The sequence below is a fragment of the Streptomyces cyaneofuscatus genome, assembly GCF_000718135.1.
Lineage (GTDB): Bacteria > Actinomycetota > Actinomycetes > Streptomycetales > Streptomycetaceae > Streptomyces > Streptomyces cyaneofuscatus.
The window spans coordinates 27508-54478 of record NZ_JOEM01000019.1 but is presented as its reverse complement, the minus strand read 5'-3'; the positions used below and the strand labels follow the sequence as shown (position 1 = coordinate 54478).

The following is a 26971-nucleotide window of genomic DNA, read 5'->3' as shown; positions in this document are numbered from 1 at the left end:
CCTCAGAACTGAACAGCGCGCCCAAGGGCTGCTGTATTCCTTCCGCGGCGGTCACCTCTTAAGTCATCGCGCTGCTTCGAGGAGTGTTACGCCCAATCCGCGTGGCCCGAGTCACACCCCATTCGCGACGAACCCAGCCAGGGCGGGCATCTCCTCACAATTGTGCCGCCGGACCCGTGCGGTCCGGCGGCACAGGTCCTGTCCGACGACAGGCCTGGGCCTGCCCACCCCGGCCGTGGACCGGTCAGTGCTGCTCGCGGGGCGCGGGAACCACCCGCTCCACGTCGGGGTGGACGACGAGCAGCTGGCGCATGGCCGTCTCGGCCCCCGCGGAGTCGCCCGAGGCGAGGGCGTCGACGATGCGCGCGTGGTGGGCGAGCGAGGCCTCGCCCGGACGGTCGCAGCCGGTGACCGGGCCGCCGGAGACGTGCAGGGCGGCCGAGACGATGCCCGAGAGGTGTTCGAGCATCCGGTTGCCCGCGGCCTGGATGAGCAGGGCGTGGAATTCGGCGTCGGCGCGGGAGAAGGTGATCGCGTCCCCCTGCCCCATCGCGTGGCCCATGATCTCCACCATGTCGCCGAGGCGCTGCTGAAGGTCCTCCCGGCCGTGCCCGGCGGCGAGGCGAGCGGCGAGGGGCTCGATGGTCCAGCGGAGCTCGGCCAGCTCACGGCGCTGGTCGTCGCGCTGCGGACCGAAGGCGCGCCACTCGATGATGTCGGGATCCAGCAGGTTCCAGTCGCTGACCGGGCGGACCCGCGTACCCACATTGGGGCGCGCGCTGACGAGCCCCTTGGCCTCCAGGACGCGCAGGGACTCGCGTACGACGGTGCGGGAGACCTCGAAGCGCTGGCCGATCTCCTCGGGAACGAGGGGGCGGTCCGCGCCGAGGTCGCCGGAGACGATCATCTGGCCCAGCTGCTGGACGAGTTGACCGTGCAGCCCGCGTCCGCGGCTGGCCGCTCCCCTGCGGCTCGCCCGCCCCAACTCGGAATCGGAACCGCCCCAGGGCCGGGCCGCGGCGCGCTCGCCGGCCGGCGCTTCCGTGTAGGGATAGCGATCGAGTTCGCCCGGGCCGGCCAGGCCGGAATCGGCGGAGCGGGCGGCGGTCATCATGGTGTGCGCAAGGGTACTCACGCATCCTTTGTCGGCGTAGCTCGTCCGCCCCTTGAGGTCTTTGGTGAAAAGCACACGAAAGGGTGATCGGCGCCCGCGCCGCAATTGACGCCATATTCGTATGAACCAGGCATTTCCTAGGGAGTTACGGGCTCCTCTTCTCGCCGCCGGGCCGGGGTGATCACCAACGCACCTTCCCGCGAAGGCTGGTGAACAGATACGCGCAGATCAGGGCCGACAACGACAGGGCGAGCGCGGCGCCCACGGGCTGCGCCACCACCCTCGCGACGGCCAGGACCCAGCGGTCCGCCTCCTGCGGCAGCTGCCACCAGGCCAGTTCGCGCAGCCGGCCCGGAAGTCCGGTGACCGAACGCGCGGACGGGGCCTCGAACACCTTCTGCACCAGCGGAACCACCAGCACCGGAACGGCCAGTACGGCGGCGATCCCGGCCCCGGCCACCCGGAAGACACCCGCCGCCAGCAGCCCGGCCCAGGCGCAGCCCACGACCAGGCACGCCCAACTCGCCCCGAGCGCGACGGCATTGGCCGGAACGGTGAGCAACTCCGGGCCGTAGAAGAGCCGGAGGCCCTGCGCGCCGCAGACGACGGTGAGCGAGGCCAGCAGGAGGGCGAATCCGGCGGTCACCGTCAGCTTGGCCGCCAGCAGGCCGATCCGCCGGGGCACGGTCCCGCGACCGGCGGCGAGCGCCGGGTAGCGGAACTCGTCACCGAAGGAGAGCGCGCCCAGGATGCCCGCACCCAGGGCGGCGGGCGGCAGCGGCAGCAGCTCGGGCCAGGCGGCGAGCGCGCGCGGCAGGGGTGTGCCGCCGGTGCGCGCCAGGAGGACGGAGAGCGCGGCGGAGACCAGCAGCACGGACGCCATGATCATGGTCGTCGTCCGGACGCCCAGGGAGCGCCGCAGTTCGTACCGGAGCGGGCGCAGGGGCCCGCGGGCGGGGCGGACCCGGATCGGCGGCGGCAGTTCGGAGAGGGCGGCGGCGGAGGGCTGCCGGGCCTCGTCGCCGGCCGGTGGCGGGGCGGCGGCGGGGCCGGTGTCGCCGATCTCGTCGGCGAGTTGGTGGACCGGGACGCCGTGCCGGAAGGCGGTGTCCCCGACCTCGGCGCAGGTGGAGCCGTACACGGTGAGCCGCCCGTTCGGCTCGGGGACCACCTCGACCGAGCGCCGTGCGGCCCGGGCCTCCCTGCTGACGACCGCGGCGAGCCGGGCCGCGTGCGGGGTGCGGACGGCGACGCGGGGGCGGAGCCGGGTGCGGGCGAAATCGGCGACCTCCTGGTCCGCGACGAGGCGGCCGCCGTCGACGGTGACGACGTGATCGGCCGTGCGGGCGGCCTCCTTGGGGTCGGCGGTGGCGTACAGGACCGTTCCGCCCTGGGCCGCGTGGGCGCGCAGCAGCCCGTACAACCAGCTGTTCTCGCGCGGGGAGAGGCCTTCGGCGGGTTCGTCCAGGACGAGGGTGTGCGGGTCACCGAGGAGGGCGGAGGCGAGGCCGAGGCGGCGGTCCATCCCCACCGACAGGGTGCCGAGCCGCTGGTCCCCGAGCCCGGCGAGGCCCACGACTTCGAGCATCTCGTCGGCTCGGGTCGCGGGCGTCCCTGCGGCCGCGCAGAGCATCCGGAGCTGGCCGCGGGCCGTACGGGAGGGGTGTCCCGGTACGTCACCGAGCAGCACGCCCACCTCGCGCGCCGGGTGGGGGATGCGGTGCAGCGGCCTGCCGCGGAAGTAGGCGACGCCCCGGCCGGAGTCGAGTTCGAGCATCAGCCGCAGGGCCGCGGTCTTGCCCGAACCGGGGGCACCCAGCAGGGCGGTGACACGGCCGGGCGGGGCCTCGAAGGTCAGGTCGTCCACGGCGGGCGGAGCGTCGCGACGGGGGGTGCTGGTGAGTCCGATGGCCTGGAGCATCGCTTCTCTCGCGTTCTCTCACGGATGGTGAGACCGCTCGGCGGCAGAGGGGTACCGCAGCAACATAACGCGACATTTCCGACTTTTCGTGCAGCAGTGGACCCACGGGTGTTCCGCACTCCCCCGGCTGCCGACAGGCCCCGCCGTCAGACCTCCGGCCGCAGCATCGGCGGGTTGAGCACCGTGGCCGCACCGGCCCGGAACAGCTGCGCGGGCCGGCCGCCCTGCCGTGTGGTGGTCCCGCCGGAGGGCACCAGGAAGCCGGGGGTGCCGGTGACCTTGCGGTGGAAGTTGCGCGGGTCGAGGACCACGCCCCACACCGCCTCGTACACCCGGCGCAGCTCCCCGACCGTGAACTCCGGCGGGCAGAACGCCGTGGCCAGCGAGGAGTACTCGATCTTGGAGCGGGCACGCTCCACCCCGTCGGCGAGGATCCGCGCGTGGTCGAAGGCGAGCGGTGTGGCCTGCTCGCCCTCCCTGAGGAGGTCCTCCACGGGTGCCCAGCGGGCGCTGTTGGCGTCCCCGCCCGCCCGGGGCGCGGGCAGATCAGGGGCGAGCGCGAGGTGCGCCACGCTGACGACCCGCATCCGGGGGTCCCGCGCCGGGTCCCCGTAGGTGGCCAGCTGTTCGAGGTGCGCGCCGTTGCCCACGGCGGGCTTCGCCGGATCGTGGGCGCACAGCCCCGTCTCCTCGACGAGCTCACGCGCCGCCGCGGACCCGAGATCCTCGTCGGCCCTGACGAAACCGCCGGGCAGCGCCCACCGGCCCTGGAACGGCGTTTCCCCGCGGCGGACCACCAGCGCGCAGAGAGCGTGACGGCGCACCGTGAGCACGACCAGGTCCACGGTGACGGCGAAGGGCGGGAAGTTCGACGGGTCGTAGGGCGGCATGCCGTGATCATAGTCGTCTGCCTGACGATAAACACTCCCTTCGGTACTCCGGTGATCAGGGAGATCCCGTGTGCGGCCGGATCCGGCCGCACACGTCGAGAAGGTCTCCGCCGAGCGGTGCCGTCGAGCGGACGGGCCGCCCTCAGCGGCGCGTCCCGGCGCCGCGCCTGCCGTACCGCCGGACGTCGCGCACGCGGCGCCCGGCGGCCACCGGCCCGGGCCCGGCCGTACCGGGCCTGGCCGAACCGGGCGCCGGCGCGGTCCCCCCGGTGTCCGTCACCCGCCGCCCGCTCGCGCGCCGCCGGGCCCGGTTCGCCGCCGGCCTGACCCTGCGGACATGCAGGGCGGGCCCCCTGGCGCCCCCGGCCCCCAGCGCCGCCCCGGTCTCCTCGGCGCCCGCGACCTCCGTCTCCGGCCCTTCACCGCCGTCGCCGTCACCGCGCAGGCAGCGGCGCAGGGTCTCCGGGTCCAGCCCCTCGTTGCACGCCCGGTGCAGCAGTTGCGCGAACGTGTACTCCGGGTCCGCGCGGAGCGCCATGGCCAGCGCGACCCGGGCGCCGGGCTCGTCGCCGGTGGACCAGGAGACCCAGCCGGCCAGGGTCAGCGGAGCCGCCGCGTGCTCGCCGTACGGTCCGACGCAGCGCCGGGCGAGGGTCCGCCACAGCCTCAGCGCACGGTGACCTTCGGGGCCCTCCATCCAGACCGCGGCCTTGTCCCGGGTCTCCCGGTCCTGGAGGCCGAGGATGACCGCGGCGGCCTCGTCCTGGTCGATCAGCTTGTCGTCCCCGAGGTCGGAGACGGCTTCCGGAGCGGGCGGCGTCCGCCCGAGGCGGTCCATCAGGGTGCGGGCGAGCGCGAGGGTCTCCTTGGCCACCTCGGCCTTCACCCGCTCGTCCAGGATCCGGGGCACCAGCGAGGGCGCGGCCCGGTCCAGCGCCCGCAGCTGTGCGGAGACCTCGTCCGGCGTCCGCCAGGGAGCGAGCCGCGCCTCCATGTCGCGCAGCGTCCCCCGTACCCGGATCCCCGCATAGGCGGCCGCGGCGGCCATCACCGTCGTACCGGGCATGGCCAGGGGCTTTCCCTGGGGCGGGCAGCACCGGCCGTCGGGGCAGCAGTACGACCAGTACCGGCCGTCCGAGAGGCAGAGCGCTTCGAGCACGGGCACGTCCAGCGCTCCGCACGCCGTACGCAGGCTCTGGGCGAACGGCCGCAGGCGCTCCATCGTCAGGGGGCCGCTCTCGCCGTCCGGCGAGTCCTGGCAGAGGAAGATCACGATCGCGTCGGGCCGTCCGTCGCGGCGCTCGCTCCCCGAGATCAGGCTCTCCGCCAGCTGTTCGGCGACCGGTCCCCATTCACCGGGCTCCCGCGGAATGCCGAGCCGGAGCCGGCCGCCGAACCGGCCCCGGCCGCCGTGCAGCGCCACCATCACGACGCTGTCGCTGGGGTGGAATCCCATCAGATACGGGAGGGCGTCGGCGAGTTCGGCGGGGCCGCGCAGGGTGATCTGCTGACCGTCGGACGGGCCGGTTGATTCGTGGTGCTTGTTCATGACTCGACGGTCCCGTGGGCCGCCTCGTCCCGCCACCCCTGTGGATAACGTTATCCACAGGGGTGGCCCGGCGTTCGCGGTTTGTGGTCGTCATCGGGTTGCATGGAGGGATGACCAACGCAGATCGTGCAGCACTCAGGGCTTCGGCCGACTCCGTCCTCGCCCGCCTCGTCGGGGATGCCACGGGTGAGGCGAGGCTGCGTGAGGACCAGTGGCTGGCGATCGAAGCGCTCGTCGCCGACAAGCGCCGGGCGCTGGTCGTGCAGCGCACCGGATGGGGCAAGTCCGCCGTCTACTTCGTGGCGACCTCGCTGCTGCGCGCGCAGGGCAGCGGCCCGACCGTGATCGTCTCACCGCTGCTGGCGCTGATGCGCAACCAGGTCGCGGCGGCCGCGCGGGCCGGGATCAGCGCCCGCACCATCAATTCGTCCAACACGGAGGAGTGGGAGAGCGTCCAGGCCGAGGTGGCGGCCGGTGAGGTCGACGTCCTCCTGGTCTCCCCGGAGCGGCTGAACAACCCCGACTTCCGGGACCAGGTGCTGCCTCGGCTCTCCGCCGCGACGGGTCTCCTGGTGGTCGACGAGGCCCACTGCATCTCCGACTGGGGGCACGACTTCCGGCCTGACTACCGGCGGCTGCGCACCATGCTCGCCGATCTCCCCACCGGCGTGCCGGTGCTGGCCACCACCGCCACGGCCAACGCCCGCGTGACGGCGGACGTCGCGGAACAACTGGGCACGGGAGCGGGCACGGACGCGCTGGTGCTGCGTGGTCCGCTGGACCGGGAGAGCCTCAGCCTGAGCGTGCTCCAGCTGCCCAACGCGGCGCACCGGCTGGCCTGGCTGGGCGACCACCTCGGGGAGCTGCCCGGTTCCGGGATCATCTACACGCTGACGGTCGCGGCGGCCGAGGAGGTCACGGCCTACCTGCGCCAGAACGGCCATCCGGTCACCTCCTACACCGGGCGGACCGAGAACGCGGACCGCCAGCAGGCGGAGGACGACCTGCTGGCCAACCGGGTCAAGGCGCTGGTGGCCACCTCCGCACTGGGCATGGGGTTCGACAAGCCCGACCTCGGCTTCGTCGTGCACCTGGGCTCGCCGTCCTCCCCCATCGCGTACTACCAGCAGGTCGGACGCGCGGGGCGCGGGGTCGAGCACGCCGAGGTGCTGCTGCTCCCCGGCAAGGAGGACGAGGCGATCTGGCAGTACTTCGCCTCGGTCGCCTTCCCTCCCGAGGAGCAGGTGCGCCGCACCCTGGACGTTCTGGCCCGGTCGGAGCGGCCGCTCTCGCTGCCCGCGCTGGAACCTCTGGTCGACCTCCGGCGGACCCGACTGGAGACGATGCTCAAGGTGCTGGACGTCGACGGCGCGGTGAAGCGGGTCAAGGGCGGCTGGATCTCCACCGGCGAGCCGTGGGTCTACGACTCCGAGCGCTACGCCTGGGTCGCCCGGCAGCGGGCCGCCGAGCAGCAGGCCATGCGCGACTACGCCACGACGACGGCGTGCCGGATGGAGTTCCTGCGGCTGCGGCTCGACGACGAGGAGGCCACCGCCTGCGGGCGCTGTGACAACTGCGCGGGCGCCCGCTTCGACGAGAAGGTCTCCACCGCGGCCCTGGACGGCGCCCGCAGCGAGCTGGGCCGGCCGGGGGTGGAGGTGGCTCCCCGCAAGATGTGGCCCACCGGTCTCTCCGCGGTGGGCGTCGACCTCAAGGGACGTATCCCCGCCGGTGAACTCTCCTCCGCCGGACGGGCGCTGGGCAGGCTCTCCGACATCGGCTGGGGCAACCGGCTGCGCCCCATGCTGGCGGCGCAGGCACCGGACGCGCCCGTTCCGGACGATGTCACGGACGCCGTGGTCACCGTGCTCACGGACTGGGCCAGGGGCCCGGGCGGCTGGGCCTCCGGGGCCCCCGACGCCGCTCCCCGGCCGGTCGGCGTGGTCACCGTCGCCTCGCGCCGCCGGCCGCAGTTGGTGGAGTCGCTCGGCCGGCGCATCGCCGAGATCGGCCGGATGCCGCTGCTCGGAACGGTGACGTACGCGCCGGGCACCGAGGATCTGACGATGTCGCAGACCAACAGCGCCCAGCGGGTGCGGGCCCTGCACGAGGCCCTGACCGTCGAGCCGGAGCTGGCACAGGCGCTGCGGTCCGCCGACGGTCCGGTCCTGCTCGTGGACGACCTGTCCGACACCGGCTGGACGCTGGCCGTCGCCGCGCGGCTGCTGCGGCGGGCCGGAGCCCAGGGGGTGTGCCCGCTGGTCCTCGCGGTTCAGGGGTGACGGGACGCGTCATCCGGGCCGGGGCTGGGCAGGGATATCAGTGTCATTCCGGCTGATTCCCGTCAGCCGCGCCAATTGCTCGTTGCCGCCTGCCGATACGCCAGGAAGAATTGGGACTGCTCCCCGCACAGTTCTCGTCGGGCCCGGAAGGGCTGTGCCGCGGCGCGCCCTCACTCGACCCTGCCCGCACCATGGGCGCGTAGCGAAGGGAGGACCATGACCTTCGGATTCGCCCCGTCCTCAGCCACTTCGATATCGGCGTTCTCGACCCCACCGGGTGGAGCGGACTCCGTCAACCGCCTTGCCCGGATGCTCGAACCCGCCGAGTGGGCCTCGGCGGGGATACCGCTGCTGCGCAGTCCGCGCGAGGTCGTCAGCGGGCTGCACTCCCGGCATCGGCCGACGCCCGCCACCGCCGTCGTCGCGGTCCTCGACCATGAGGAACGGCTCACGGCGAGCGCCTCGTTCACGCGCCGGGACACGGTGGCAGCGGACGGCTGGGACTTCCGCAACGCCCTGCTCGCCCATCTGCGGCGCGTGATCCCGCACGATCTGCGCCGGCGTACTCCGGTGCGTACGGCCGTGCTCCTCTACTGCCGCGACGGCGACGAGCGGTGGACCGAGGAGGACGGCGCGTGGATGTGGGGCCTGCGGGACGCCTGCACCCTGCACGGGCTCCGGTGCGGTGCGTACATCACGCTGACCGGCGGGGGCTGGCAGGTGCTCGGCGAAGGGCGGGGCGGGCGGCGGCCCAGCTCCCTGTCGGAGCCGGCCCCGCTGGCCGACCTCGTCACCGACCAGCAGCCCGCGCTGACGCGGACCGGTGGCGGCTCCGCCCAGGCGCTGCGCCGCTCGGCCGCCCGCTGACCGCGGAGCACACCGGCTGAGCCCCGGCCGCCCGTGACGGCGGCCGGGGCTCCTGCGTACGACGGTTACGACCGGTAGGACGGTTCAGACGCCCGCGCCGAGTGCGGAGTTGATCGTCTGCGGGTCTCCGCAGACGATCAGCAGCGCGGCGGCGCGGTCACGGGCGACGGGCAGCGCGCGGGCGACGGTGTCACCGGCGTCCCCGTTGACCGCCACGACGACGATGGGCCGGGGCTTCGCCCGGTCGACCGCGGAGGCGTCCGCGAAGAAGACGTCGTCACCGGCGTCCTGCTGGGCCCAGTACGCGGCGTCGCCGAAGGACAGCTCGTGGGCGGCCCACGGGTGCTGCTCGCCGGTGGTGAGCACCAGGATGTCGCCCGGTGCGCGGCCGGACTCCAGCAGCAGATCGACCGCTTCCTCGGCCGCGTCGAGGGCTCCGCCGGCCGGGGCCGGGATCAGCTGGAGCTGGGGCGCGGAACGATTCTCCGGCCGGCTCGGAGCGCTCGTCGGCGCTACGGGAGCCGGTGCGGGCGCGGGTACGGGTGCGGGGTGTGCGCGCTGCGCCGGAGGCGTGGGGCGCGCGGGGCCGGGCACCGGACGACCGGGACGCGGCGTGGCCGCGGAACGCGGACCTGGTACGGGGCGGGGGGTCGGCGCGGTACGGCCGGCGGCCGGGGTGACGCGGGGACCCTGGGCACTCTCGTGAATCTGAGGCTCCTGAAGGATGAAGGAAGAGAGGCAGGAAGGTGGTTGGTCGGGGCCGACGTGCTCGGTCGGCATCGCTGGTGGGCGCCTGCGCGCGATCAGAATTCGAAGCCGAGCTGGCCCCCGCTTTCGAGTGCGGCCGCCTCGGCGGAAAAACGGACCTTCTTCAGGTGCTGCCACCGGGGCAGCGCGTCGAGGTACGCCCAGGAGAGGCGGTGATGGGGCGTGGGCCCCCGCTCCTCCAGTGCGGCCCGGTGCACCGGCGAGGGATACCCCGCGTTGGCACCGAAGGCGAAGTCCGTGTACTCCTCGGACTCCCCGCCCAGTTCGGCCATCATCCGGTCGCGGTACACCTTGGCGATGACCGAGGCCGCCGCCACCGCGATGCAGGACTGGTCGCCCTTGATGACCGTACGGACCTTCCAGGGGGCGCCCAGGTAGTCGTGCTTGCCGTCGAGTATCACCGCGTCGGGCCGCACCGGCAGCCCCTCCAGGGCCCGTACGGCGGCGAGCCGCAGCGCCGCGGTCATGCCGAGGTCGTCGATCTCCTGCGGGGAGGCGTGGCCCAGGGCGTGGGCGGTGACCCAGCTCTCCAGCACGGGGGCGAGCTGGGCACGCCGCAGCGGCGTCAAGAGCTTGGAATCGGTGAGGCCTTCGGGCGGTCGGCGCAGGCCGGTGACCGCGGCACACACGGTGACGGGTCCGGCCCACGCCCCGCGTCCGACCTCGTCGACACCGGCAACGGTCCTGGCACCGGTGGTAGCGCGAAGCGAGCGCTCGACGGTGTGCGTGGGTGGTTCGTACGGCATGGCGCCAGCCAGCGTACGCCGAGAGCGACGGCAGCGACACCCCGGGGCACCGTGCACACCGAGTTTCGGCCGAGGGGCGTCGCTCCGGGGTGGGATCAGTAGGGGTCGTAGTCGTCGTGGTCCTGCTCGTAGCCGTCCCGCTCGCCTTCCCGTACGCCGTCCGTACCGAGGCCGTAGCAGGTGCGGTGGTCGGTGGTGGCGGGGCGCTCGCGGAGGATCTCCTCGGCCCGCGCCTCGCCCCAGCTGGTGGCGTACCAGGGGGAGTCGGAGCCGCGCAGGTCGCTCTGGATGACCCGGAGCGCGCAGGAGCGCTGCGGCTCCGGGAGCTTGTCGAGAGCGGGTACGGCGTCGGCGGAAAGGTCCTTGAGGTAGTCGATGTCGATCGAGGTGCGGTCGTCCTCGAAGCGCTGGACGTTCTGCTCGGCGACCACCGCGTCCGGGGAGATCGCCCCGAAGGTCAGCACGGCGGCCGCGGCGCTGACCGCGATCGCACGCGGCAGGAACCTGGCGCCGAACACCCCGGCGGCCAGGATCAGGACGAAGACGACGCCGAGCCAGAGTTCCATCGCGGCCACGGAGATCCGGAGCCGGGTCAGCCCGTACTCCGCGACGTACAGGTCCATGCGGCGCAGCGCCGAGGCGACGACGACCAGGGTGAGCACGCAGAGGGTGCCCAGCACGGCGCGTACCAGCGTCCGGTCCCGGCTGCCGCCGCGCGGCGCCCAGCGCAGGGCCAGGGCGATCACGACGAGGGTGAGCAGGGTGGCCCAGAGCAGCTGCCAGAAGCCCTGGCGGGCGTACTCGGCGTGGTCGAGCCCGGTCTTCTCCCGCACCTTGTCGTAACCCCCGAGGAGGACGACGAGCTGGAGGGTGATGAACGCGGCGAAGAGCAGGTCGAGCACGATGAGCGGAAGTGCCCATTCCGTACGTCCCCGGGGCTTGCCCGCCTTGACGGTGAGCCCGTCCCAGCGCACGGGGGCGGCGGCGGTGCGGGCGGCGGCCAGCGCGCCCACGAGGCCGACGAGGAAGAGGAACGTCCGCAACGGGCCGTCGACGATCGACACATCGGGGGTGAGCCTGCCCAGCAGGTCCGCGAAGGCGGCGTCGGCGCTGGCGAAGAGCGTCCCGAACACCACGAGGAGCCCGACGGCCACGGCCGTGGTGCGTACGGCGGTGCCCCAGCGCCCCCGGGAGTCGTCGGCCCGCTCCCGTACCCCGCGCCAGCCCCACCGGACCCCGGCAGCGACCGAGTCCACGACGCCCACGGAGCCGATCAGCACGCCGAGCCAGCTCCGGCTGCCGTGCAGCGCGAGCGAGCCCAGGGCGAAGGCCGACACGACGGCCAGGAAGGTCGGCCAGCCCGCGTCCCGGAGCGCGGGCACCGCGAGCAGGGCGAGACCGCCGAGGGCCCAGGTGGCGGTCCAGGGCCGCAACCGCCGCCCCGCGGCCCGGGCGGCGAAAGCGGCGGCCAGGGCGGCGGGCACCGCCACGATCAGGAGGTTCACCCCGAGGCCGTCGCCGAGCAGGAGCGCGCTGAGTACGGCGGTGGCCAGGACGGCCCAGAGAACGGCGGGCGGGATCGGCGGGGGTGCGGCCGGGCGCAACTTGGCCGTCGCGCCGGGGCCCTTGACGGGGGGCTGCCAGGGGCGGCCGGGCTGCCAGGTCTGCTGCGCACCCTGGGCCCGCTGCCGCTGGGCGTGGAGGTACGCGGGAGTGACCGGCGGCTCGATGCCCTGCGCCGGAGGCGGCGACGATGACGGCGTCTGCGGCTGCGACGGCGGCTGCGCAGTCGGTGAGGCGTCGGCCGGCGGGCCTGACGCCTTGGTCGACTCGGGCGGTTGTTCGGGCATGGGACCCCTCCCCCACCGAGCATCCGCGCACACCCCAGGGGGCGCGCGGTCCCGGCATCTCATTCGGCGCACGCCCATGGAGGCCGACCGGTGAAGATCGACCAGGGGACGGCGTGGCCGAAAGATTAATCCCGAACCGGTGTTCGCGAACACTCAGAGTGAGGCCTGTGGCAGGACCGTGACAGTCCCCCCGTCAAACGGTCAGTGCCGCGCCGGGAGCAGCCAGCCGGGCGGCTCCTCCGTCTGCGCCAGCCAGTCGGCCGGCGGCGCCCCGGCCGTACCGGCGGCGACGACTCCCCCGACGATCGCGCAGGTCGTGTCGACGTCGCCGCCCGCCTGAGCCGTCAGCCAGAAGGCCTCCTCGAAGTCTCCGAGGCTCCTGGCCGCCGACCAGAGGGCGAACGGCACGGTGTCGTGGGCGCTGGTCCGGCGGCCGTTGCCGAGGACCGCGGCGACCGTGCCGGCGTCCTGGTAGTCGAGCATGTCGCGGGCCCGGCGCAGCCCGGCGCCGACCGCGCTGCGGGGCACGAGCGCGATGACGCCGTCGAGGAGCTCCTCGGGCTTCGGCGGCCCGCCCGGGGCCGCGGCGAGCGAGGCGGCCGCCGCGACGGCCATCGCGCCGACGACGGCCTCACGGTGCTGGTGGGTGGTGTACGAGGAGATCTCGGCCTGGTGGGTGGCCTGCTCCGGGTCGTCCGCGTACCAGGCGCCGAGCGGGGCGATCCGCATGGCCGAACCGTTGCCCCACGACCCCTGCCCCTTGAAGAGCGCCGACGCCAGCTCGCGCCAGTCGCCGCCCTCCCGCACCAGCCGGAGCAGCCGGTTCACCGCGGGGCCGTAGCCCCGGTCGAAGTCGTGGTGCTCGGCGAAGGAGTGCGCGAGCGCGTCCTGGTCCACGCGGCCGTGGGCGGCGAGCACGGCCAGGACCGAGGAGGCCATCTCGGTGTCGTCGGTCCACTGCCAGGGGCCGGGCGGCAGGAGGCGCTGTTTGAGCAGCGGGTAGTTGACCGGGACGAAGAACTGGGAGCCCAGGGCGTCTCCCACGGACAGGCCACGCAGGCTGGCCAGGGCGCGTTCGAAGCGCCGCTCGGAAGCAGAATCAACGGTCATCGCCCTGCCACTCTATCCGGTACGGCCGTACGGCTCAGGGGTGCGCCAGTGCTGGAAGGGCCGGTCCAGGGTGTAGCGGCCGTTCTCGCCGAGGAGCAGGGTCCGCGCCTCGCCGTTGCCCGGGTTGGAGAGCGATTCGAACTCGGCGACCGACCAGTGGAACCAGCGCATGCAGAAGAGCCGCATCGTCAGCCCGTGGGTGACCAGCAGGACGTTCTCCGGGTGGTCCGGCTCCTCGAAGCTGCGGTGCAGGCTCTCCAGGAACGCGCCGACCCGGTCGTAGACGTCGGCGCCGGACTCCCCCTGGGCGAAGCGGTAGAAGAAGTGCCCGTAGGCGTCCCGGTAGGCCTTCTGGAGCCGTACGTCGTCCCGGTCCTGCCAGTTGCCCCAGTCCTGCTCGCGCAGCCGGGGCTCCTCGCGGACCCTGACCTGGGCGGGGTCGAGACCGAAGGCCCGGAACGTCTCGTGGGTGCGCCGGTAGGGGGAGATGTAGACGCTCACCCGCTCCTCGCCGAACTGCTCACGCAGCCGCGCCCCGGTCTCCTCCGCCTGCCGCAGCCCCGTCGCGGTGAGCCGGAGCGCGTGGTCGGGCTCCCGCTCGTAAACCGTGTCGTCGGCGTTGCCCTCGGACTCGCCGTGCCGGACGAGGACGATGCGCTGCGGTCGTGCCATGCACCGACCCTAGGGGGTGTGCGGCGATTCCGCGTGATCCGTAAAGACCACGCGTGATCTGCAAAGGTCGCGCGTGACCCACAGGGACTGGTGTCACACCGTCCAGGAGGGACCGGTGTCAGACCGTCCAGGAGGGTTCCAGCTCGACCACGTCCCCCGTCAGCGCCGCCACGTCCGTCTCGGTCTGCGCGCGGGCCGCCAGGCGCTCGGCCCCGTCGGCGCGGTACTTGCCCCGCTCGGCAGCCGACTTCCACATGGACAGCACGAGGAACTCGTTGCCGGGCGCCTCCCCGAAGACCCCGCGCAGCATCCCGGGGGAACCGGCCATCGCCGGGTTCCACACCTGCTTCTGCATCAGCACGAAGTGCTCGGCCCGGTCCTCGTGCACGCTGCTGTGCGCGACCCTGACGACATCCGCGTCCGTGAAGTCCGGCTCGAAACCGGTCTTCACGTCGAACCGGCGCTCGAAGAGCATGACCTGCATGTCACGGAAGGTTCCGGCCTGCCCGGTAGCCGGGCGGTCGTGTCCGCGGGCCATGAACGAGTCGTAGAAGACGCGGTTCTCCCAGAACGCGAAGACATGGGCGACATCGGGGCACGTTCGGCTCCACCCGCCGCTCTGCCCCCTGAACCCCGGCTCGCCGAGCAGCCCCGCCCACTTCCGCTGTCCCCGCTCGAAACCATGACGGTCCACCACGGAACAGCGAATCCACTTCACCAGCACCGCGCCATCGTACGGCGCGCGACGTGGCCGGGGTCACGGTCGTCGGCGGACCGCCCGGACCGGACGTTCCGCCGACGGCCCCGAGCGCATGGCCCGAATCAGCCGTCCGTCCTCGGGGCAGTTGGCGGCGCGGGCCGTTCCGTACATGATCGGGTGAATCGGATGATGAGAACGGTCCCCTGGACCGTCGGCCAGGAGGGGAAGTCCGGTGAGCACTCCGAACAAGGACATCGAGAAGGTCGAAGTACGGATCAAGTGGGACCCCAGCCCGCACGGTGAACCGGACGTCGACCTCGACATCATCGCGGCCACCTACCCGGCGGAGGCGCCGTACGGCAGCCCCGCCTACCTGGTGCACTTCGACAGCCGCTCACCGGACGGGACCATCACGCTGAACCGGGACAGCAGGACCGGCCAGGGGTTCGGCTTCGACGAGGTCATGACTATCGAGCTGGACCGGCTGGCGGACCGGTACGGCCGGGTCGTGGTCGGCGTCGCCATCCAGCAGCGCGAGGGCCGCAAGACCTTCGGCCAGGTCGGCAGCACGTTGGTGGAGATCCGGGAGGGCTACACGAGCCTGGTCCAGGACGACTTCGCGAGGGTGGCGTCGTCGACGGCGGCCGTCGTCGGGGAGTTCTCCCGTACGGGGTCGGGGACGTGGGTGTTCCGCTCGGACGTACGCGGCTTCGACGCCGATCCCGACGCGTTCGCCGCGGTGATGGGTGACCGCGACGCCGGGGCCTGACCCGCATCGACGAGTTCCGGCCAATGCGTGCCGGGCATACCGGAGGGGACCGGCCCGAGGCCGGTCCCCTCCGTCACTCAGCGCTCAGCCGGGTGTCAGCTGCAACCGCTGGTCGAGCCGCAGCCCTCGCAGATGTAGCAGGAGCCGGCGCGCTGCATCTTCGTCCCGCAGGAGAAGCAGAGCGGGGCGTCCGCGCTGATGCCGAGCTGCATCTCGACCAGCTCGGCCGAGGTGTGGGCCGTCGCCGGGGCCGGCTTCTCGGCGGTCTCGCGGGGAGCCGCCACCGCCTTCAGCTCGGGCTGCACCGGGGCCGACTGGGCGAGGCTCTCGGAGTCCACGCCGTCCGCCTCGAAGGTCGGCTCGTACGAACCGGTGTCGAGGTGGCGCTGGCGCTCCTCGGCGGAGTGGATGCCGAGGGCGGAGCGGGTCTCGAAGGGCAGGAAGTCGAGCGCCAGGCGGCGGAAGATGTAGTCGACGATCGACTGTGCCATCCGCACGTCCGGGTCGTCCGTCATACCGGCCGGCTCGAAGCGCATGTTCGTGAACTTCGAGACGTACGTCTCCAGCGGGACGCCGTACTGCAGGCCGACCGAGACGGCGATGGAGAACGCGTCCATCATGCCCGCGAGGGTCGAGCCCTGCTTGGACATCTTCAGGAAGACCTCCCCGAGACCGTCGTCCGGGTAGGAGTTGGCGGTCATGTAGCCCTCGGCGCCACCCACCGTGAAGGAGGTGGTGATGCCGGGACGGCCCTTGGGGAGGCGCTTGCGGACCGGGCGGTACTCGATGACCTTCTCGACCGCCGTACGGATGGTCTCCTCGGCCTTCGCGGTGACCTCTTCCTTCTCCTTGTCCTTGGTCTTGGCGGAGAGGGGCTGGCCGACCTTGCAGTTGTCGCGGTAGATCGCGAGCGCCTTGACGCCCATCTTCCACGCCTCGAAGTAGACCTCTTCGACGTCCTCGACGGTGGCCGTCTCGGGCAGGTTCACGGTCTTGGAGAGCGCGCCGGAGATCCACGGCTGGATGGCCGCCATCATCCGGACGTGGCCCATCGCGGAGATGGAACGCTCGCCCATCGCGCAGTCGAAGACCTCGTAGTGCTCGGGCTTGAGGCCCGGCGCGTCGATCACGTTGCCGTTCTCGGCGATGTGGGCGACGATCGCCTCGATCTGCTCCGGCTGGTAGCCCATGCGGCGCAGGGCCTGCGGCACCGTGCCGTTGACGATCTGCATCGAGCCGCCGCCGACCAGCTTCTTGAACTTGACCAGGGCGAGGTCGGGCTCCAGTCCTGTGGTGTCGCAGGACATCGCGAGACCGATGGTGCCGGTGGGCGCGATGACCGAGGCCTGCGCGTTGCGGAAACCGTTCTTCGCTCCGAGCCGGACCACGTCCTGCCAGGCTTCCGTCGCCGCCGCCCAGACGGGGGCGTCCAGGTCGTCGGTGCGGACGGCCTTGGCGTTGGCGTCGGCATGCTGCTTCATGACGCGCTGGTGGGGCTCGGCGTTACGGGCGTAGCCGTCGTACGGGCCGACGACCGCGGCGAGCTCGGCGGAGCGCTTGTACGAGGTGCCGGTCATCAGCGAGGTGATGGCGCCGGCGAGCGCGCGGCCGCCGTCGCTGTCGTACGCGTGGCCGGTCGCCATCAGGAGGGCGCCGAGGTTGGCGTAACCGATGCCCAGCTGGCGGTAGGCGCGGGTGTTCTCGCCGATCTTCTGCGTCGGGAAGTCCGCGAAGCAGATCGAGATGTCCATCGCGGTGATGACCAGCTCGACGACCTGGGAGAAGCGCTCGGACTCGAAGGACTGGTTGCCCAGACCGTCGTCCTTGAGGAACTTCATCAGGTTGAGGGAGGCGAGGTTGCACGAGGTGTTGTCCAGGTGCATGTACTCGCTGCACGGGTTCGAGCCGTTGATCCGGCCGGACTCCGGGCAGGTGTGCCAGGCGTTGATGGTGTCGTCGTACTGGATGCCCGGGTCGGCGCAGGCCCAGGCGGCCTCGGCCATCTTGCGGAAGAGGGACTTGGCCTCGACCTCTTCGATGACGTCGCCGGTCATCCGGGCGCGCAGCCCGAACTTGCCGCCGGCTTCGACGGCCTTCATGAACTCGTCGTTCACGCGGACCGAGTTGTTGGCGTTCTGGTACTGGACGGACGTGATGTCGTCGCCGCCCAGGTCCATGTCGAAGCCCGCGTCACGCAGGGCGCGGATCTTCTCCTCCTCCTTCACCTTGGTCTCGATGAAGGCCTCGATGTCGGGGTGGTCGACGTCGAGGATGACCATCTTGGCCGCACGGCGGGTGGCGCCACCGGACTTGATGGTTCCGGCGGACGCGTCGGCGCCGCGCATGAAGGAGACCGGTCCCGAGGCGTTGCCGCCGGAGGAGAGGAGCTCCTTGGAGGAGCGGATACGGGAGAGGTTCAGGCCGGCGCCGGAGCCGCCCTTGAAGATCATGCCCTCTTCCTTGTACCAGTCGAGGATCGACTCCATGGAGTCGTCGACGGCCAGGATGAAGCAGGCGGAGACCTGCTGCGGCTGGGGCGTGCCGACGTTGAACCAGACCGGGGAGTTGAAGCTGAAGACCTGGTGCAGGAGCGCGTACGCCAGCTCGTGCTCGAAGATCTCGGCGTCCGCGGGAGAGGCGAAGTAGCTGTTCTCCTCGCCGGCCTTCCGGTACGTCTTCACGATCCGGTCGATCAGCTGCTTGAGACCGGTCTCGCGCTGCGGCGTACCGACCGCGCCGCGGAAGTACTTGCTGGTGACGATGTTGACCGCGTTCACCGACCAGAAGTCGGGGAACTCGACGCCACGCTGCTCGAAGTTGATCGAGCCGTCGCGCCAATTGGTCATGACGACGTCACGGCGCTCCCACGCCACCTCGTCGTACGGATGCACGCCGGGGGTGGTGTGGATGCGCTCGATACGCAGACCCTTGCTCGCCTTGGTGCCCTTGGTGCGGGAACCTCGTGCCGGGCCGCTCGCCGTCTCTGTCATGCCGCCTCCCATATGTGGGCAAAAACGCCCTGAAGTGCCCAGTTCTTCCCAGGCACAGTGTGTGTCCGTCGCCCCGCGGGCCACGTCTGGCCGCGGGAACAGGTTCTGAATCGCCCGGTCACCGGCCGGAGGACATGACTCCGGACGGTGACGGGCAGGTGCCGCTCAGTCGGCGGCAGTGGCAGGGACGGGGACCTCAAGGGTCTCGCCGCTCCCGCAGTCCTCTGCGGTGGGCCGCTGCGCGCGCAATTCCACGATGGCGGCCTCGAAGTCTTCCAAAGAATCGAACGCCCGGTAGACGGACGCGAAGCGCAGGTACGCGACGAGGTCGAGTTCCTGCAGGGGGCCGAGTATGGCCAGACCCACGTCGTGGGTGGTCAGCTCGGCGCTGCCGGTGGCGCGCACCGCCTCCTCGACCCGCTGGCCGAGTTTGGCGAGGGCGTCCTCCGTGACGGGCCGGCCCTGGCATGCCTTGCGGACGCCGGAGATGACCTTGGTGCGACTGAAGGGTTCGGTCACGCCGCTGCGCTTGACCACCATCAGCGAGCACGTCTCCACCGTGGTGAAGCGGCGGGAGCAGTCGGGGCACTGGCGGCGGCGACGGATCGACGTCCCGTCGTCGGTGGTGCGACTGTCGACGACCCGGCTGTCGGGGTGCCTGCAGAAGGGGCAGTGCATGGCTCCCAACCCTCCTTCACAGCGCGACTGAATAGCCTCTTCGACAAGCCCTTGCGGGCCCCTCGGAGGCAGTCCCCAGCATAGGCGATGGCCCTGGTCCGAATGAACCCGGGACCACAACTTCTGGGCGACCGGGACGATCCAACCACTAGATCTAGGGTTGGGTCGCAATTTCGGCCCTACCGCGTGTCGCACTCCGGGCGGTACCCGGAGGGGAGCGCGGGCCAGGGAAGAGGGTACGGGAATCGCGCGGTCCGCGAACCGCCGGGGCCCGTGGTGCGGAGCCGGATGAAAGACTGGGGCAGGATCCGGCGGGGAGCCCGCCGGACCCCGCACGCACCCTTCCGTCTCGTGCTCATACACCTGAGGGAAGGATCGCGGCAGCCCTTTATTCGTTTTTCACTCGAACGTGTGTTTGGCGCAACCTTTCGAAAGCTACTACCGTTGTCCAGCTAGGGAGAACATTCGAGAGGGGCCGACGTGACCACGACCGCAGACAGTGCCACCATCACCGCCCGGGACCACCGCTCCCAGAGCCGACTTGAGCCGGTGCATGCCATGAATGACTCAGTCACGAACACGGACGGGCCCGAGCCCGCGCGACCCGGGCGCTCCTTGCCCGGGAGGCCGCCAGGGATCAGGGCGGACAGCTCGGGACTCACGGACCGGCAGCGGCGGGTCATCGAGGTCATCCGCGACTCCGTGCAGCGCCGGGGGTACCCGCCGTCGATGCGGGAGATCGGTCAGGCGGTGGGCCTGTCCAGCACGTCGTCCGTCGCCCATCAGCTGATGGCCCTGGAGCGCAAGGGGTTCCTCCGGCGGGACCCGCACCGGCCCCGCGCCTACGAGGTGCGCGGATCGGACCAGCCCAGCACCCAGCCGACCGACACGACGGGGAAGCCCGCCGCGTCGTACGTCCCGCTGGTGGGCCGGATCGCCGCCGGTGGGCCGATCCTCGCCGAGGAGTCGGTCGAGGACGTCTTCCCGCTGCCGCGCCAGCTCGTCGGTGACGGCGAGCTGTTCGTCCTGAAGGTCGTCGGTGACTCGATGATCGAAGCGGCGATCTGTGACGGCGACTGGGTCACCGTGCGCCGCCAGCCCGTCGCGGAGAACGGCGACATCGTCGCCGCGATGCTGGACGGCGAGGCGACGGTCAAGCGCTTCCGCCGCGAGGACGGCCATGTGTGGCTGCTCCCGCACAACGCCGCGTACCAGCCGATCCCCGGTGACGAGGCGACGATCCTCGGCAAGGTGGTGGCGGTGCTGCGGCGGGTGTGAAGAGCACCGGTCCTCGACCTCACCTACACGACGAAGCCCCGGGCCGCTTTACGGCGGTCCCGGGGCTTCGTCGTGGTGACCTACTTGCCGTCCGCCTTGGCGAGCGCGTCGATCGCGGCGAGTGAGCGGCGCGCCTGGTTGCGGTCCGTGGTGTACCAGAAGTCCGGCAGGGAGGCGCGCAGATAGCTGCCGTACCGCGCGTTGGCGAGGCGCGGGTCCAGCACGGCTACGACGCCCTTGTCGCCCGTGGCCCGGACGAGGCGGCCCGCGCCCTGGGCCATCAGCAGCGCGGAGTGCGTCGCGGCCACCGCCATGAATCCGTTGCCGCCGGCCTCCTCGACCGCCTTCTGGCGGGCGCTCATCAGCGGGTCGTCGGGGCGGGGGAACGGGATCCGGTCCATGACCACCAGCTGGCAGCTCGGCCCCGGCACGTCCACGCCCTGCCAGAGCGAGAGGGTGCCGAAGAGGCAGGTCTCCGGGTCGGCGGCGAAGTTCTTGATCAGCTCGCCGAGGGTCTCCTCGCCCTGGAGCAGGATCGGCTTGTCCAGCCGGCCCCGCAGCTCCTCGGCGGCCGCCTTCGCTCCCCGCATGGAGGAGAACAGCCCCAGCGTGCGGCCGCCCGCCGCCTCCACCAGCTCCGCCAGCTCGTCGAGCATGTCCGTACGGGACCCCTCGCGCCCCGGGGTGTTCAGATGCCGGGCGACATAGAGGATGCCCTGCTTCGGGTAGTCGAACGGGGAGCCGACGTCCAGCCCCTTCCACTGCGGGAGGTCATCGCCCGCCGTGCCCTCGGGCGCGAGCCCCAGGGAGGCGCCCACCCCGTTGAAGTCCCCGCCGAGCTTCAGCGTGGCCGAGGTCAGGATCACCGAGCGCTCGGCGAAGAGCTTCTCGCGTAGCAGCCCGGAGACGGAGAGCGGGGCCACCCGCACCGAGGCGCCGAACCGGTCGTGCTGCTCGTACCAGACGACGTCGTACTCCGAGCCCTGGGTGATGCGCTCGGCTACCCCGTGGATCGACTCGACCGAGGCCAGGGCCTGCTTACGGACGGCGTTCTCGTCCTCGACCGACTTGTCCCGGGTGGCGCCGATCGCGGAGATCACCGTACGGGCCGCGTCCCGCAGCGCCATCAGCGCGTACCCGAGGTCCTCGGGCACATCCTCCAGCCGCCCCGGGAGCGCCAGCTCCATCACCCGCTCGAACCCTTCGGCGGCACTCTGGAGCGCGTCGGCGGCCTTCTCGTTGACCAGCTTCGCCGCCCGCCGGACCGCCCGGTTGACCTGGGCCGGGGTCAACTCGCCGGTGGCGACCCCGGTGACCCGGGAGACCAGCTCGTGCGCCTCGTCCACGATCAGCACCTCGTGCGAGGGGAGCACCGGGGCGCCCTCGATGGCGTCGATCGCGAGCAGGGCGTGGTTGGTGACGACCACATCGGCGAGCTTGGCGCGTTCACGGGCCGCCTCCGCGAAGCACTCCGCCCCGTACGCGCACTTCGACGCCCCGAGGCACTCGCGCGAGGAGACCGAGATCTGCGCCCAGGCCCGGTCCGAGACGCCGGGGGTGAGGTCGTCCCGGTCGCCGGTCTCCGTATCGCTGGACCACTCCCGCAGCCGCAGCAGGTCCTGGCCCAGCTTGCTGGAGGGCGCCGCCGCCTCGAACTGGTCGAAGAGCCCCTCCTCCTCGTCCTGCGGGACCCCTTCGTGGAGCCGGTGCAGGCAGAGGTAGTTCGACCGGCCCTTGAGCATCGCGTACTGCGGGCGCCGGCGCAGCAGCGGGTGCAGGGCCTCCACCGTGCGCGGAAGGTCCCGCTCCACCAGCTGCCGCTGGAGGGCGAGGGTGGCCGTGGCCACGACGACCCGCTCCCCGTGCGCCAGCGCGGGCACCAGGTAGCCGAGGGACTTGCCCGTGCCGGTGCCGGCCTGGACGAGCAGGTGGGATTGGTCGTCGACCGCCTCGGCGACGGCCTCGGCCATGGCGGCCTGGCCGGGGCGCTCCGTACCGCCGACGGCGGTGACGGCGGCGTGCAGGAGCTCGGGGAGGAGTGGCTTCGTCATAGCCCGACCACCCTACGGCGCGCCACTGACAACGGCGGTCACTCCCGGATCCGCGCGGAGGGGTGCAGCGGATTGGGAACCGTGCCGTGGATCGCCGCGTGCGGGCGGCTGGAGCGGTCGCGGTAGCCGTCCACGTGCAGCCGGTTGCGGTTGAGACAGAGCCGCTCGATCTCGGGGGTGAGCATGTCGAACAGCTCGAACCGCTCCTTGAGCTCGGGGAAGCGGGCGTGATGGCGGACGATCTCCGCCCGGACGAGTGACCAGAACGCGTCCTCGCTCACCCCCAGCTGCTCCTCGCAGAGCGGGGACAGATAGCGGAAGACGCCGACGAAGAGGCCGGAGTGGATGAACTGGGTGAGGAAGGACGGCGCCTCGGTGAGGAGGACCGTGCGGACCTCCTCGGGCATGGTGTCGTGCTCCGGCAGCGGGTGGGCGCTGACGTTGACGTCGTCGACGAAGTCCTTGATCGCGAGGCGCACGGGCACGTCGTTCTCGTCGAAGACGACGATGGCGTTCTCGCCGTGCGGGGAGAACACCGTGCCGTAGCGGTAGAGGAAGTGCAGCAGGGGCGGCAGCAGGGCCGCGAAGAGGCGGGTGAGCCAGGCCTCCGGGGCGAGCCCGGAGCGCTCGACGAGTTCGGCGGTGAACGCGCGCCCCGCCGGATCCGTATGGAGGAGGGAGGCGAGCGTGCGGGCGCGCTCGCCCGGTGCGAGGCGGGGCGGCAGGGGCTCCCGCCAGATCGCGCCGAGGATTTCCTTGTACTGGTACGGGGCTTCGGGGAGGTGGTCGTAGAGCGGGTGTTCCACGGCGACGGAGGCGACCTCGCCGAGGAGGATGACCCGGCAGGCGTCGCGCAGGAACGGATCGGCCTCGCACAGGCCCTGGACCCAGGCGGTGACGGCGGGGGCGGCGAGGGTCCGTTCGGTGGGCAGGCCGCGCCAGACCAGGGTGTTGAGGATGGAGAGCGGCAGCTTCACCGTGTGCCGGTCGGGGCGGGACACGTTGGCGAACGTACGGACGGACTGCTGGGCGAGGCGGGCGTCGCCGTCGGTGTGCAGCGCCACGATGTCCCCGTCGGCGATGGCGGGGGCGAAGAGCGGCACGATCCATTCGTCCCACTGCCAGGGGTGTACGGGGAGGTAGAGGTAGCTCGCGGGATCGAGGCCCCGGGCGTGCAGCTCGGCGGCGAACGAGGCGCGCACGGAGGGGTCGAGCTCCTGGGCGTAGAGGTGCTCGGGGGTGGTGAGGCGGCCGACGCCCCGGTACTGCGCGATGCGGGTGCTCACGGCGATCCACGGCAGCTGGAGGGGGCTGCGGGTCTCGGGGGTGAAGCGGGCCGCGTCGGCGGCGGAGAAGCCGAGCCGCCCCTTGCTCGCCACCAGCCAGGGGTGGCCGGTCTGGTGGCCTTCGAGCTCGGCGTAGCCGACGTCGGCCAGCTCGCGCGCGGTGAGGGCGGTGTGGTCGAGCCGGGCGTCGGCGGAGAGCGTGAGGGTCAGCTCCCGGATGAGGTGGCCGAGGGTGGCGCCGTCGAGGCCGAGGAGACCGCGGGCACGGGCGAGGAAGCGCAGCGGGTCGCGGAAGGGGCGGGCCGTACCGTCCGACGTGCCGTTGGCGGCGGCGTGGCTGGAGGAAGCGCCGTTGGAGAGGGGGCTTGCGGGCGGATGGGCCGTCTCGATGGAGTCGGGGTCGACGCGCCAGCTCCCGTAGACGCCCCGGCCGGCCGAGAAGCGGAGCTCCGTACCGTCGTCGAGCGACAGGGAGTGCAGGTGGCTGTCGCCGGGCCGGCGTTCGGGCTCGATGATCTCCTCGTACGCGAACTCGCCGAGCATCTTGGCGAGCAGCCGCGCTGCGGCCCGGTCCCAGACCTGCCGGTTCAGCTCCGGGGGGCTGAGGAGCGGGTGGGGCTCGACGGAATCAGGGCTCGCGGGATATGTCGGCACGGGGACTCCTCCGGGTGGGACCGATGGGGTTCGAGCGGTGTGTACGGTGCGGCGCGATGTTCACAGGTGATCACGGTACGTTCGGTCGCGGATCATGAGAGCGGCACGTTTGTCGGGGAGGTCCACCTCTGCGGAGAAGCGGAATCCGGCGCTCAGGAATGCCGATACGGACGGGGTGTTGCGCAGGTCCGGTTCGGCGACGACCCGGCCGCAGCGCGGAAGGTTGTCCAGCACGAGGTCGGCGACCGCGCGGAGCAGGGTGGTGCCGACGCCCCTCCCCCGGTTGCCCACGCCCCCGACGAGGAGGTGGATGCCGGTGTCGTGGAGGCGGGCGGGGTAGTGGCGGGCCAGCGGGTCCAGGTCGGCGCGGTAGATCTCCCAGTAGCTCATGGGTGTTCCGTCGAGGACGCCGAGGCAGGGGAGGGAGCGGCCGTCCCCTTCGAGCTGCGGCCGCAGATGGTCGGCGGTGACGGATGCGGGCCCGGCGAGCTCCCAGAAGGCGGCGACGGCGGGGTCGTTCATCCAGCGGCTGAGGACGGCGAGATCGCGCTCCAGGACCACCGGGACCAGGTGGAAGACCCCGGCCTCGGTGGTCGCGCCGGGCCAGGTGGCCGGGTCCCCGAGCAGTTCGCCGGCGGGGTCGCGCCGACGAGTCGCCTTGTTCCGGTCCGCCGAGATGAGGGCGAGGAGTTCCTCGGTGAGTTTCAGGTCGAGAGTGTCTTCCGTGCCGGCGTGCGCGGCGGGGGTTTCCCGGTCGCCGGGCCCGGAGCCCGGTTCCTCAGGCGCCGCGTCGGGTTCGGCGGGCGCGTCGGCGGGAGGCACGGTGACACTCTCCTCTCTGGAGCGGGGGCCGGGGCCCCTCAGGCGTGGAGCGGGTTGGCGATGGTGACGTAGACGGACTGGGTGTCGACGGGACCGACCAGCTCGTCGAGGCCGTGCAGCCGGGTCAGCAGGTTGGCCTTGCAGCGCAGTTGGCGGTTCTGGAGAAGATACGCGGGCAGGGGCGAGCCCAGTTCCGCGGTCTCGGTGAGGAATTGGCGCAGGACGGTGAGGAGTGTCTGTTCGTCGGTGAGGCGTTGCGCGCCGAACGCGCCGATGAGGCCGAGGACGTTGTTGATGCCCAGGTAGTAGGCGAACCGCTCGTCGGTGACCGGGTCGGAGACGAAGGTGTCGCTGACGGTGGAGATGCCCGGGAGCCGCCGCTCCAGCTCGTCGCGGCGGGATTCGCGGAAGTAGTAGCCCTGGTTGTCGCGGTAGCGTCCGCCGACCGGCCAGCCGTCCGGGTCGAGCAGGACCAGGGTGTTCTGCTGGTGGGCCTCCAGGGCGACGCCGGCGTGGGCGTCGAGCCAGAGGACGGGGCGTACGACGCGGTCCAGATAGCGCCGGAACCACTCGGCGGAGACGTCCGCGACCGGGCGGCCGGTCCGGGCGGCGAGGGCGGTGACGGCCTCGGCGAGCCGGGAGCGCATCAGGGGCTGCCCGGGCCGGGGCCGCTGTGCGGTGAGCCCGGCGATGCAGACGGCGTCGTCGCCCGGGCCGAAGGGGTTCTGCCGGAGCATCACGTCGAGGCCGGTGACGGGGGTGCCCTCGGGGTCGTCGACGGCGAGCCAGGCGGGGTCGCGGACGATGTCGAAGCCGGGGTGTTCCCGCTGCCAGCTCTCGGCGAGTCCGGTGGTCAGGAGGCGGTGGACCTCGACGCCCCGGTGCAGCTCCTTGCGGAGGTTCTCGCGGCGGGAGTTGGTGATGCGTACGCCGAGGGAGAGCTTGAGCATCACCCGGGCGCCGGGGCGGTGGACGGTGCGGATGGACGAGGTGGGGTGCCAGTGCTCGCCGTACGGGCCGAGGTCGTGCAGCAGGCCGGTCTCCTGGAGGGCGGCGACCTGCGGGCGGCTCAGCAGGTCGGCGGCCTGCCAGGGGTGCAGCGGCACGGCGACGGTGCCGGGCGGCAGGCGCAGCCCGTCGCGGTGCGGGGCGAGGAGTTCCTCGGCGGACGCCGGGCCGCCGTCGCTCCAGGCGGAGTCGGTGGCGGTCAGGGTGCGGTCCACGGCGAACCAGTGGAGCGGGAAGGAGCCGTGGAGCTCGGGCGAATAGCGCCGGGACTCCGCCTCGGAGAGCCCTTCGCGGCTCTTGGGGGTGGGGTGGAGCGGGTGGCCGAGGAGGAGGGACTGCTCGGCGGTGAGGAAGAGGTCGGCATCGGCCGGTTCGGCGGGGCGGCGGCGCCGCTGTTCGACGAACCCGGCGGTATGGCGTACGGAGTCGGCGACCCGGGCGACCAGGTCGGCGGAGCCGTTGCGGTCGGCTTCCCGGCCGATGAGGACGGCGACGGTGACGGCGTCGGCGGCCGGGGCCTCCTCGGGCGCGCCTTCCAGGACCGGGGCGCCGAAGCGGTGGGCGCCGGTGGCGGACCAGTAGTGCACGGGGACGAGCAGGGCGGTGCCGGTGGCGGGGAAGGCGACGCGCAGGGTGTCGCCTTCGGGGCGCGGCAGGTCGTTCTCCCGGGTCCAGCACCGCAGGAGGCTCTCGGTGCCGGCGGCGTCGGCGGCCCGCAGCGGGTCCGGGTGGTCCAACGGGTCCTGGCCGTCGAGGAGTCCGTCGTACGGGGCTGCGTCGTGCGGGGCTTCGGGGGCGCCGGGCTCCTCGGGGGCGTACGCCGGATCGCTCAAGTCAACGCCCTGCGCCGCTTTCTGACGGGGCACGGTCGTCGCCTCGACCGTGCCGGGGGCGGCCGGTCCGTCCTGCCCTCGGTGCTGGGGGGTACCGGGGCCGTCGGCCTCGGAGGCGGGGGTGGGGTTCACG

Annotated in this window: 20 protein-coding genes; 4 read left to right on the top strand and 16 right to left on the bottom strand. The window is 72.3% G+C overall.

The genetic code is table 11. The features are described 5' to 3' along the window. Positions 1 to 244: 244 nt before the first annotated feature. The 4 genes from IF17_RS0127690 to IF17_RS0127675 form a co-directional block, all read right to left on the bottom strand. On the bottom strand, positions 245 to 1135 hold the full coding sequence (locus IF17_RS0127690) for a FadR/GntR family transcriptional regulator (protein ID WP_179115583.1): 891 nt from the start codon (positions 1133 to 1135) through the stop codon (positions 245 to 247). A 160-nt stretch (positions 1136 to 1295) separates the two neighbouring features. Continuing rightward, entirely contained in the window at positions 1296 to 3035 is a 1740-nt protein-coding gene (locus tag IF17_RS0127685) for an ABC transporter ATP-binding protein (RefSeq protein ID WP_030571367.1), read from the bottom strand. A gap of 146 nt (positions 3036 to 3181) precedes the next feature. Further along, positions 3182 to 3925: an NUDIX hydrolase gene (locus IF17_RS0127680; RefSeq protein WP_030571364.1), complete on the bottom strand. Its 744-nt coding sequence runs from the start codon at positions 3923 to 3925 to the stop codon at positions 3182 to 3184. 142 nt (positions 3926 to 4067) lie between these two features. Beyond that, positions 4068 to 5474 carry a DUF4192 domain-containing protein gene (locus IF17_RS0127675; RefSeq protein WP_030571360.1) on the bottom strand — a complete coding sequence of 469 codons (1407 nt, stop codon included), beginning with the start codon at positions 5472 to 5474 and terminating at the stop codon, positions 4068 to 4070. A 110-nt stretch (positions 5475 to 5584) separates the two neighbouring features. Between IF17_RS0127675 and IF17_RS0127670 the strand changes: the two genes are divergently transcribed. After that, positions 5585 to 7756, top strand: coding sequence for a RecQ family ATP-dependent DNA helicase (locus IF17_RS0127670; protein ID WP_030571358.1), 2172 nt, complete (start codon positions 5585 to 5587; stop codon positions 7754 to 7756). Positions 7757 to 7972: 216 nt separating this feature from the next. Then, positions 7973 to 8623, top strand: coding sequence for a hypothetical protein (locus tag IF17_RS0127665; protein ID WP_030571355.1), 651 nt, complete (start codon positions 7973 to 7975; stop codon positions 8621 to 8623). An 84-nt stretch (positions 8624 to 8707) separates the two neighbouring features. Here the strand turns inward: IF17_RS0127665 and IF17_RS0127660 are convergent, their stop codons facing one another. From IF17_RS0127660 to IF17_RS0127635, 6 genes are all read right to left on the bottom strand, one after another. After that, complete coding sequence (locus tag IF17_RS0127660) at positions 8708 to 9403, bottom strand: hypothetical protein (protein WP_051884144.1); 696 nt, start codon at positions 9401 to 9403, stop codon at positions 8708 to 8710. Positions 9404 to 9426: 23 nt separating this feature from the next. Beyond that, positions 9427 to 10137, bottom strand: a complete 711-nt coding sequence (locus IF17_RS0127655) for a ribonuclease HII (RefSeq protein ID WP_026242271.1) — start codon at positions 10135 to 10137, stop codon at positions 9427 to 9429. A 95-nt stretch (positions 10138 to 10232) separates the two neighbouring features. Further along, positions 10233 to 11987, bottom strand: coding sequence for a DUF4153 domain-containing protein (locus tag IF17_RS0127650; protein WP_030571348.1), 1755 nt, complete (start codon positions 11985 to 11987; stop codon positions 10233 to 10235). A 201-nt stretch (positions 11988 to 12188) separates the two neighbouring features. Further along, on the bottom strand, positions 12189 to 13097 hold the full coding sequence (locus IF17_RS0127645; RefSeq protein WP_030571345.1) for an ADP-ribosylglycohydrolase family protein: 909 nt from the start codon (positions 13095 to 13097) through the stop codon (positions 12189 to 12191). A 12-nt stretch (positions 13098 to 13109) separates the two neighbouring features. Continuing rightward, positions 13110 to 13769, bottom strand: coding sequence for a histidine phosphatase family protein (locus IF17_RS0127640; RefSeq protein WP_030571341.1), 660 nt, complete (start codon positions 13767 to 13769; stop codon positions 13110 to 13112). A 118-nt stretch (positions 13770 to 13887) separates the two neighbouring features. Beyond that, a complete protein-coding gene (locus tag IF17_RS0127635; protein ID WP_030571338.1) occupies positions 13888 to 14493 on the bottom strand; it encodes a YdbC family protein in 606 nt (201 codons plus the stop codon). Between the two features lie 208 nt (positions 14494 to 14701). Here IF17_RS0127635 and IF17_RS0127630 point away from each other — a divergent pair, with 208 nt between their 5' ends. Then, positions 14702 to 15238: a TerD family protein gene (locus IF17_RS0127630; protein WP_030571335.1), complete on the top strand. Its 537-nt coding sequence runs from the start codon at positions 14702 to 14704 to the stop codon at positions 15236 to 15238. 95 nt (positions 15239 to 15333) lie between these two features. On the opposite strand, the gene IF17_RS0127625 is transcribed toward IF17_RS0127630, so the two are convergent. Both IF17_RS0127625 and nrdR read right to left on the bottom strand, forming a co-directional pair. Beyond that, complete coding sequence (locus IF17_RS0127625) at positions 15334 to 18228, bottom strand: vitamin B12-dependent ribonucleotide reductase (protein ID WP_030571332.1); 2895 nt, start codon at positions 18226 to 18228, stop codon at positions 15334 to 15336. Between the two features lie 165 nt (positions 18229 to 18393). Then, the gene (nrdR, locus tag IF17_RS0127620; protein WP_030571330.1) at positions 18394 to 18906 is read right to left on the bottom strand and encodes a transcriptional regulator NrdR; all 513 of its coding nucleotides are present in this window, start codon (positions 18904 to 18906) and stop codon (positions 18394 to 18396) included. A 480-nt stretch (positions 18907 to 19386) separates the two neighbouring features. Between nrdR and lexA the strand changes: the two genes are divergently transcribed. Continuing rightward, positions 19387 to 20184, top strand: coding sequence for a transcriptional repressor LexA (lexA, locus tag IF17_RS0127615; RefSeq protein ID WP_026242273.1), 798 nt, complete (start codon positions 19387 to 19389; stop codon positions 20182 to 20184). Between the two features lie 80 nt (positions 20185 to 20264). On the opposite strand, the gene IF17_RS0127610 is transcribed toward lexA, so the two are convergent. Genes IF17_RS0127610 through IF17_RS0127595 form a run of 4 tightly spaced genes read right to left on the bottom strand, consistent with a single transcriptional unit; the run spans position 20265 to position 26970 of the window. Continuing rightward, the gene (locus tag IF17_RS0127610) at positions 20265 to 22235 is read right to left on the bottom strand and encodes an ATP-dependent DNA helicase (protein WP_030571327.1); all 1971 of its coding nucleotides are present in this window, start codon (positions 22233 to 22235) and stop codon (positions 20265 to 20267) included. A 38-nt stretch (positions 22236 to 22273) separates the two neighbouring features. Further along, positions 22274 to 24175 (bottom strand): IucA/IucC family protein, encoded by a 1902-nt coding sequence (locus IF17_RS0127605; RefSeq protein WP_030571325.1) that lies wholly within the window; start codon positions 24173 to 24175, stop codon positions 22274 to 22276. A gap of 60 nt (positions 24176 to 24235) precedes the next feature. Further along, on the bottom strand, positions 24236 to 24997 hold the full coding sequence (locus IF17_RS0127600) for a GNAT family N-acetyltransferase (RefSeq protein ID WP_030571322.1): 762 nt from the start codon (positions 24995 to 24997) through the stop codon (positions 24236 to 24238). Positions 24998 to 25035: 38 nt separating this feature from the next. Further along, positions 25036 to 26970, bottom strand: a complete 1935-nt coding sequence (locus IF17_RS0127595) for an IucA/IucC family protein (RefSeq protein WP_030571319.1) — start codon at positions 26968 to 26970, stop codon at positions 25036 to 25038. Position 26971 lies beyond the last annotated feature (1 nt).

What these genes read in the sequence shown, in the direction of transcription:
- IF17_RS0127665 (WP_030571355.1), top strand. Translation starts at nt 7,973, where the DNA reads ATGACCTTCGGATTCGCCCCGTCCTCAGCCACTTCGATATCGGCGTTC.
- IF17_RS0127655 (WP_026242271.1), bottom strand. Translation starts at nt 10,137, where the DNA reads ATGCCGTACGAACCACCCACGCACACCGTCGAGCGCTCGCTTCGCGCT.
- IF17_RS0127680 (WP_030571364.1), bottom strand. Translation starts at nt 3,925, where the DNA reads ATGCCGCCCTACGACCCGTCGAACTTCCCGCCCTTCGCCGTCACCGTG.
- IF17_RS0127685 (WP_030571367.1), bottom strand. Translation starts at nt 3,035, where the DNA reads ATGCTCCAGGCCATCGGACTCACCAGCACCCCCCGTCGCGACGCTCCG.
- IF17_RS0127625 (WP_030571332.1), bottom strand. Translation starts at nt 18,228, where the DNA reads ATGACAGAGACGGCGAGCGGCCCGGCACGAGGTTCCCGCACCAAGGGC.
- IF17_RS0127640 (WP_030571341.1), bottom strand. Translation starts at nt 13,769, where the DNA reads ATGGCACGACCGCAGCGCATCGTCCTCGTCCGGCACGGCGAGTCCGAG.
- IF17_RS0127670 (WP_030571358.1), top strand. Translation starts at nt 5,585, where the DNA reads ATGACCAACGCAGATCGTGCAGCACTCAGGGCTTCGGCCGACTCCGTC.
- IF17_RS0127660 (WP_051884144.1), bottom strand. Translation starts at nt 9,403, where the DNA reads ATGCCGACCGAGCACGTCGGCCCCGACCAACCACCTTCCTGCCTCTCT.
- nrdR (WP_030571330.1), bottom strand. Translation starts at nt 18,906, where the DNA reads ATGCACTGCCCCTTCTGCAGGCACCCCGACAGCCGGGTCGTCGACAGT.
- IF17_RS0127650 (WP_030571348.1), bottom strand. Translation starts at nt 11,987, where the DNA reads ATGCCCGAACAACCGCCCGAGTCGACCAAGGCGTCAGGCCCGCCGGCC.
- IF17_RS0127675 (WP_030571360.1), bottom strand. Translation starts at nt 5,474, where the DNA reads ATGAACAAGCACCACGAATCAACCGGCCCGTCCGACGGTCAGCAGATC.
- IF17_RS0127610 (WP_030571327.1), bottom strand. Translation starts at nt 22,235, where the DNA reads ATGACGAAGCCACTCCTCCCCGAGCTCCTGCACGCCGCCGTCACCGCC.
- IF17_RS0127645 (WP_030571345.1), bottom strand. Translation starts at nt 13,097, where the DNA reads ATGACCGTTGATTCTGCTTCCGAGCGGCGCTTCGAACGCGCCCTGGCC.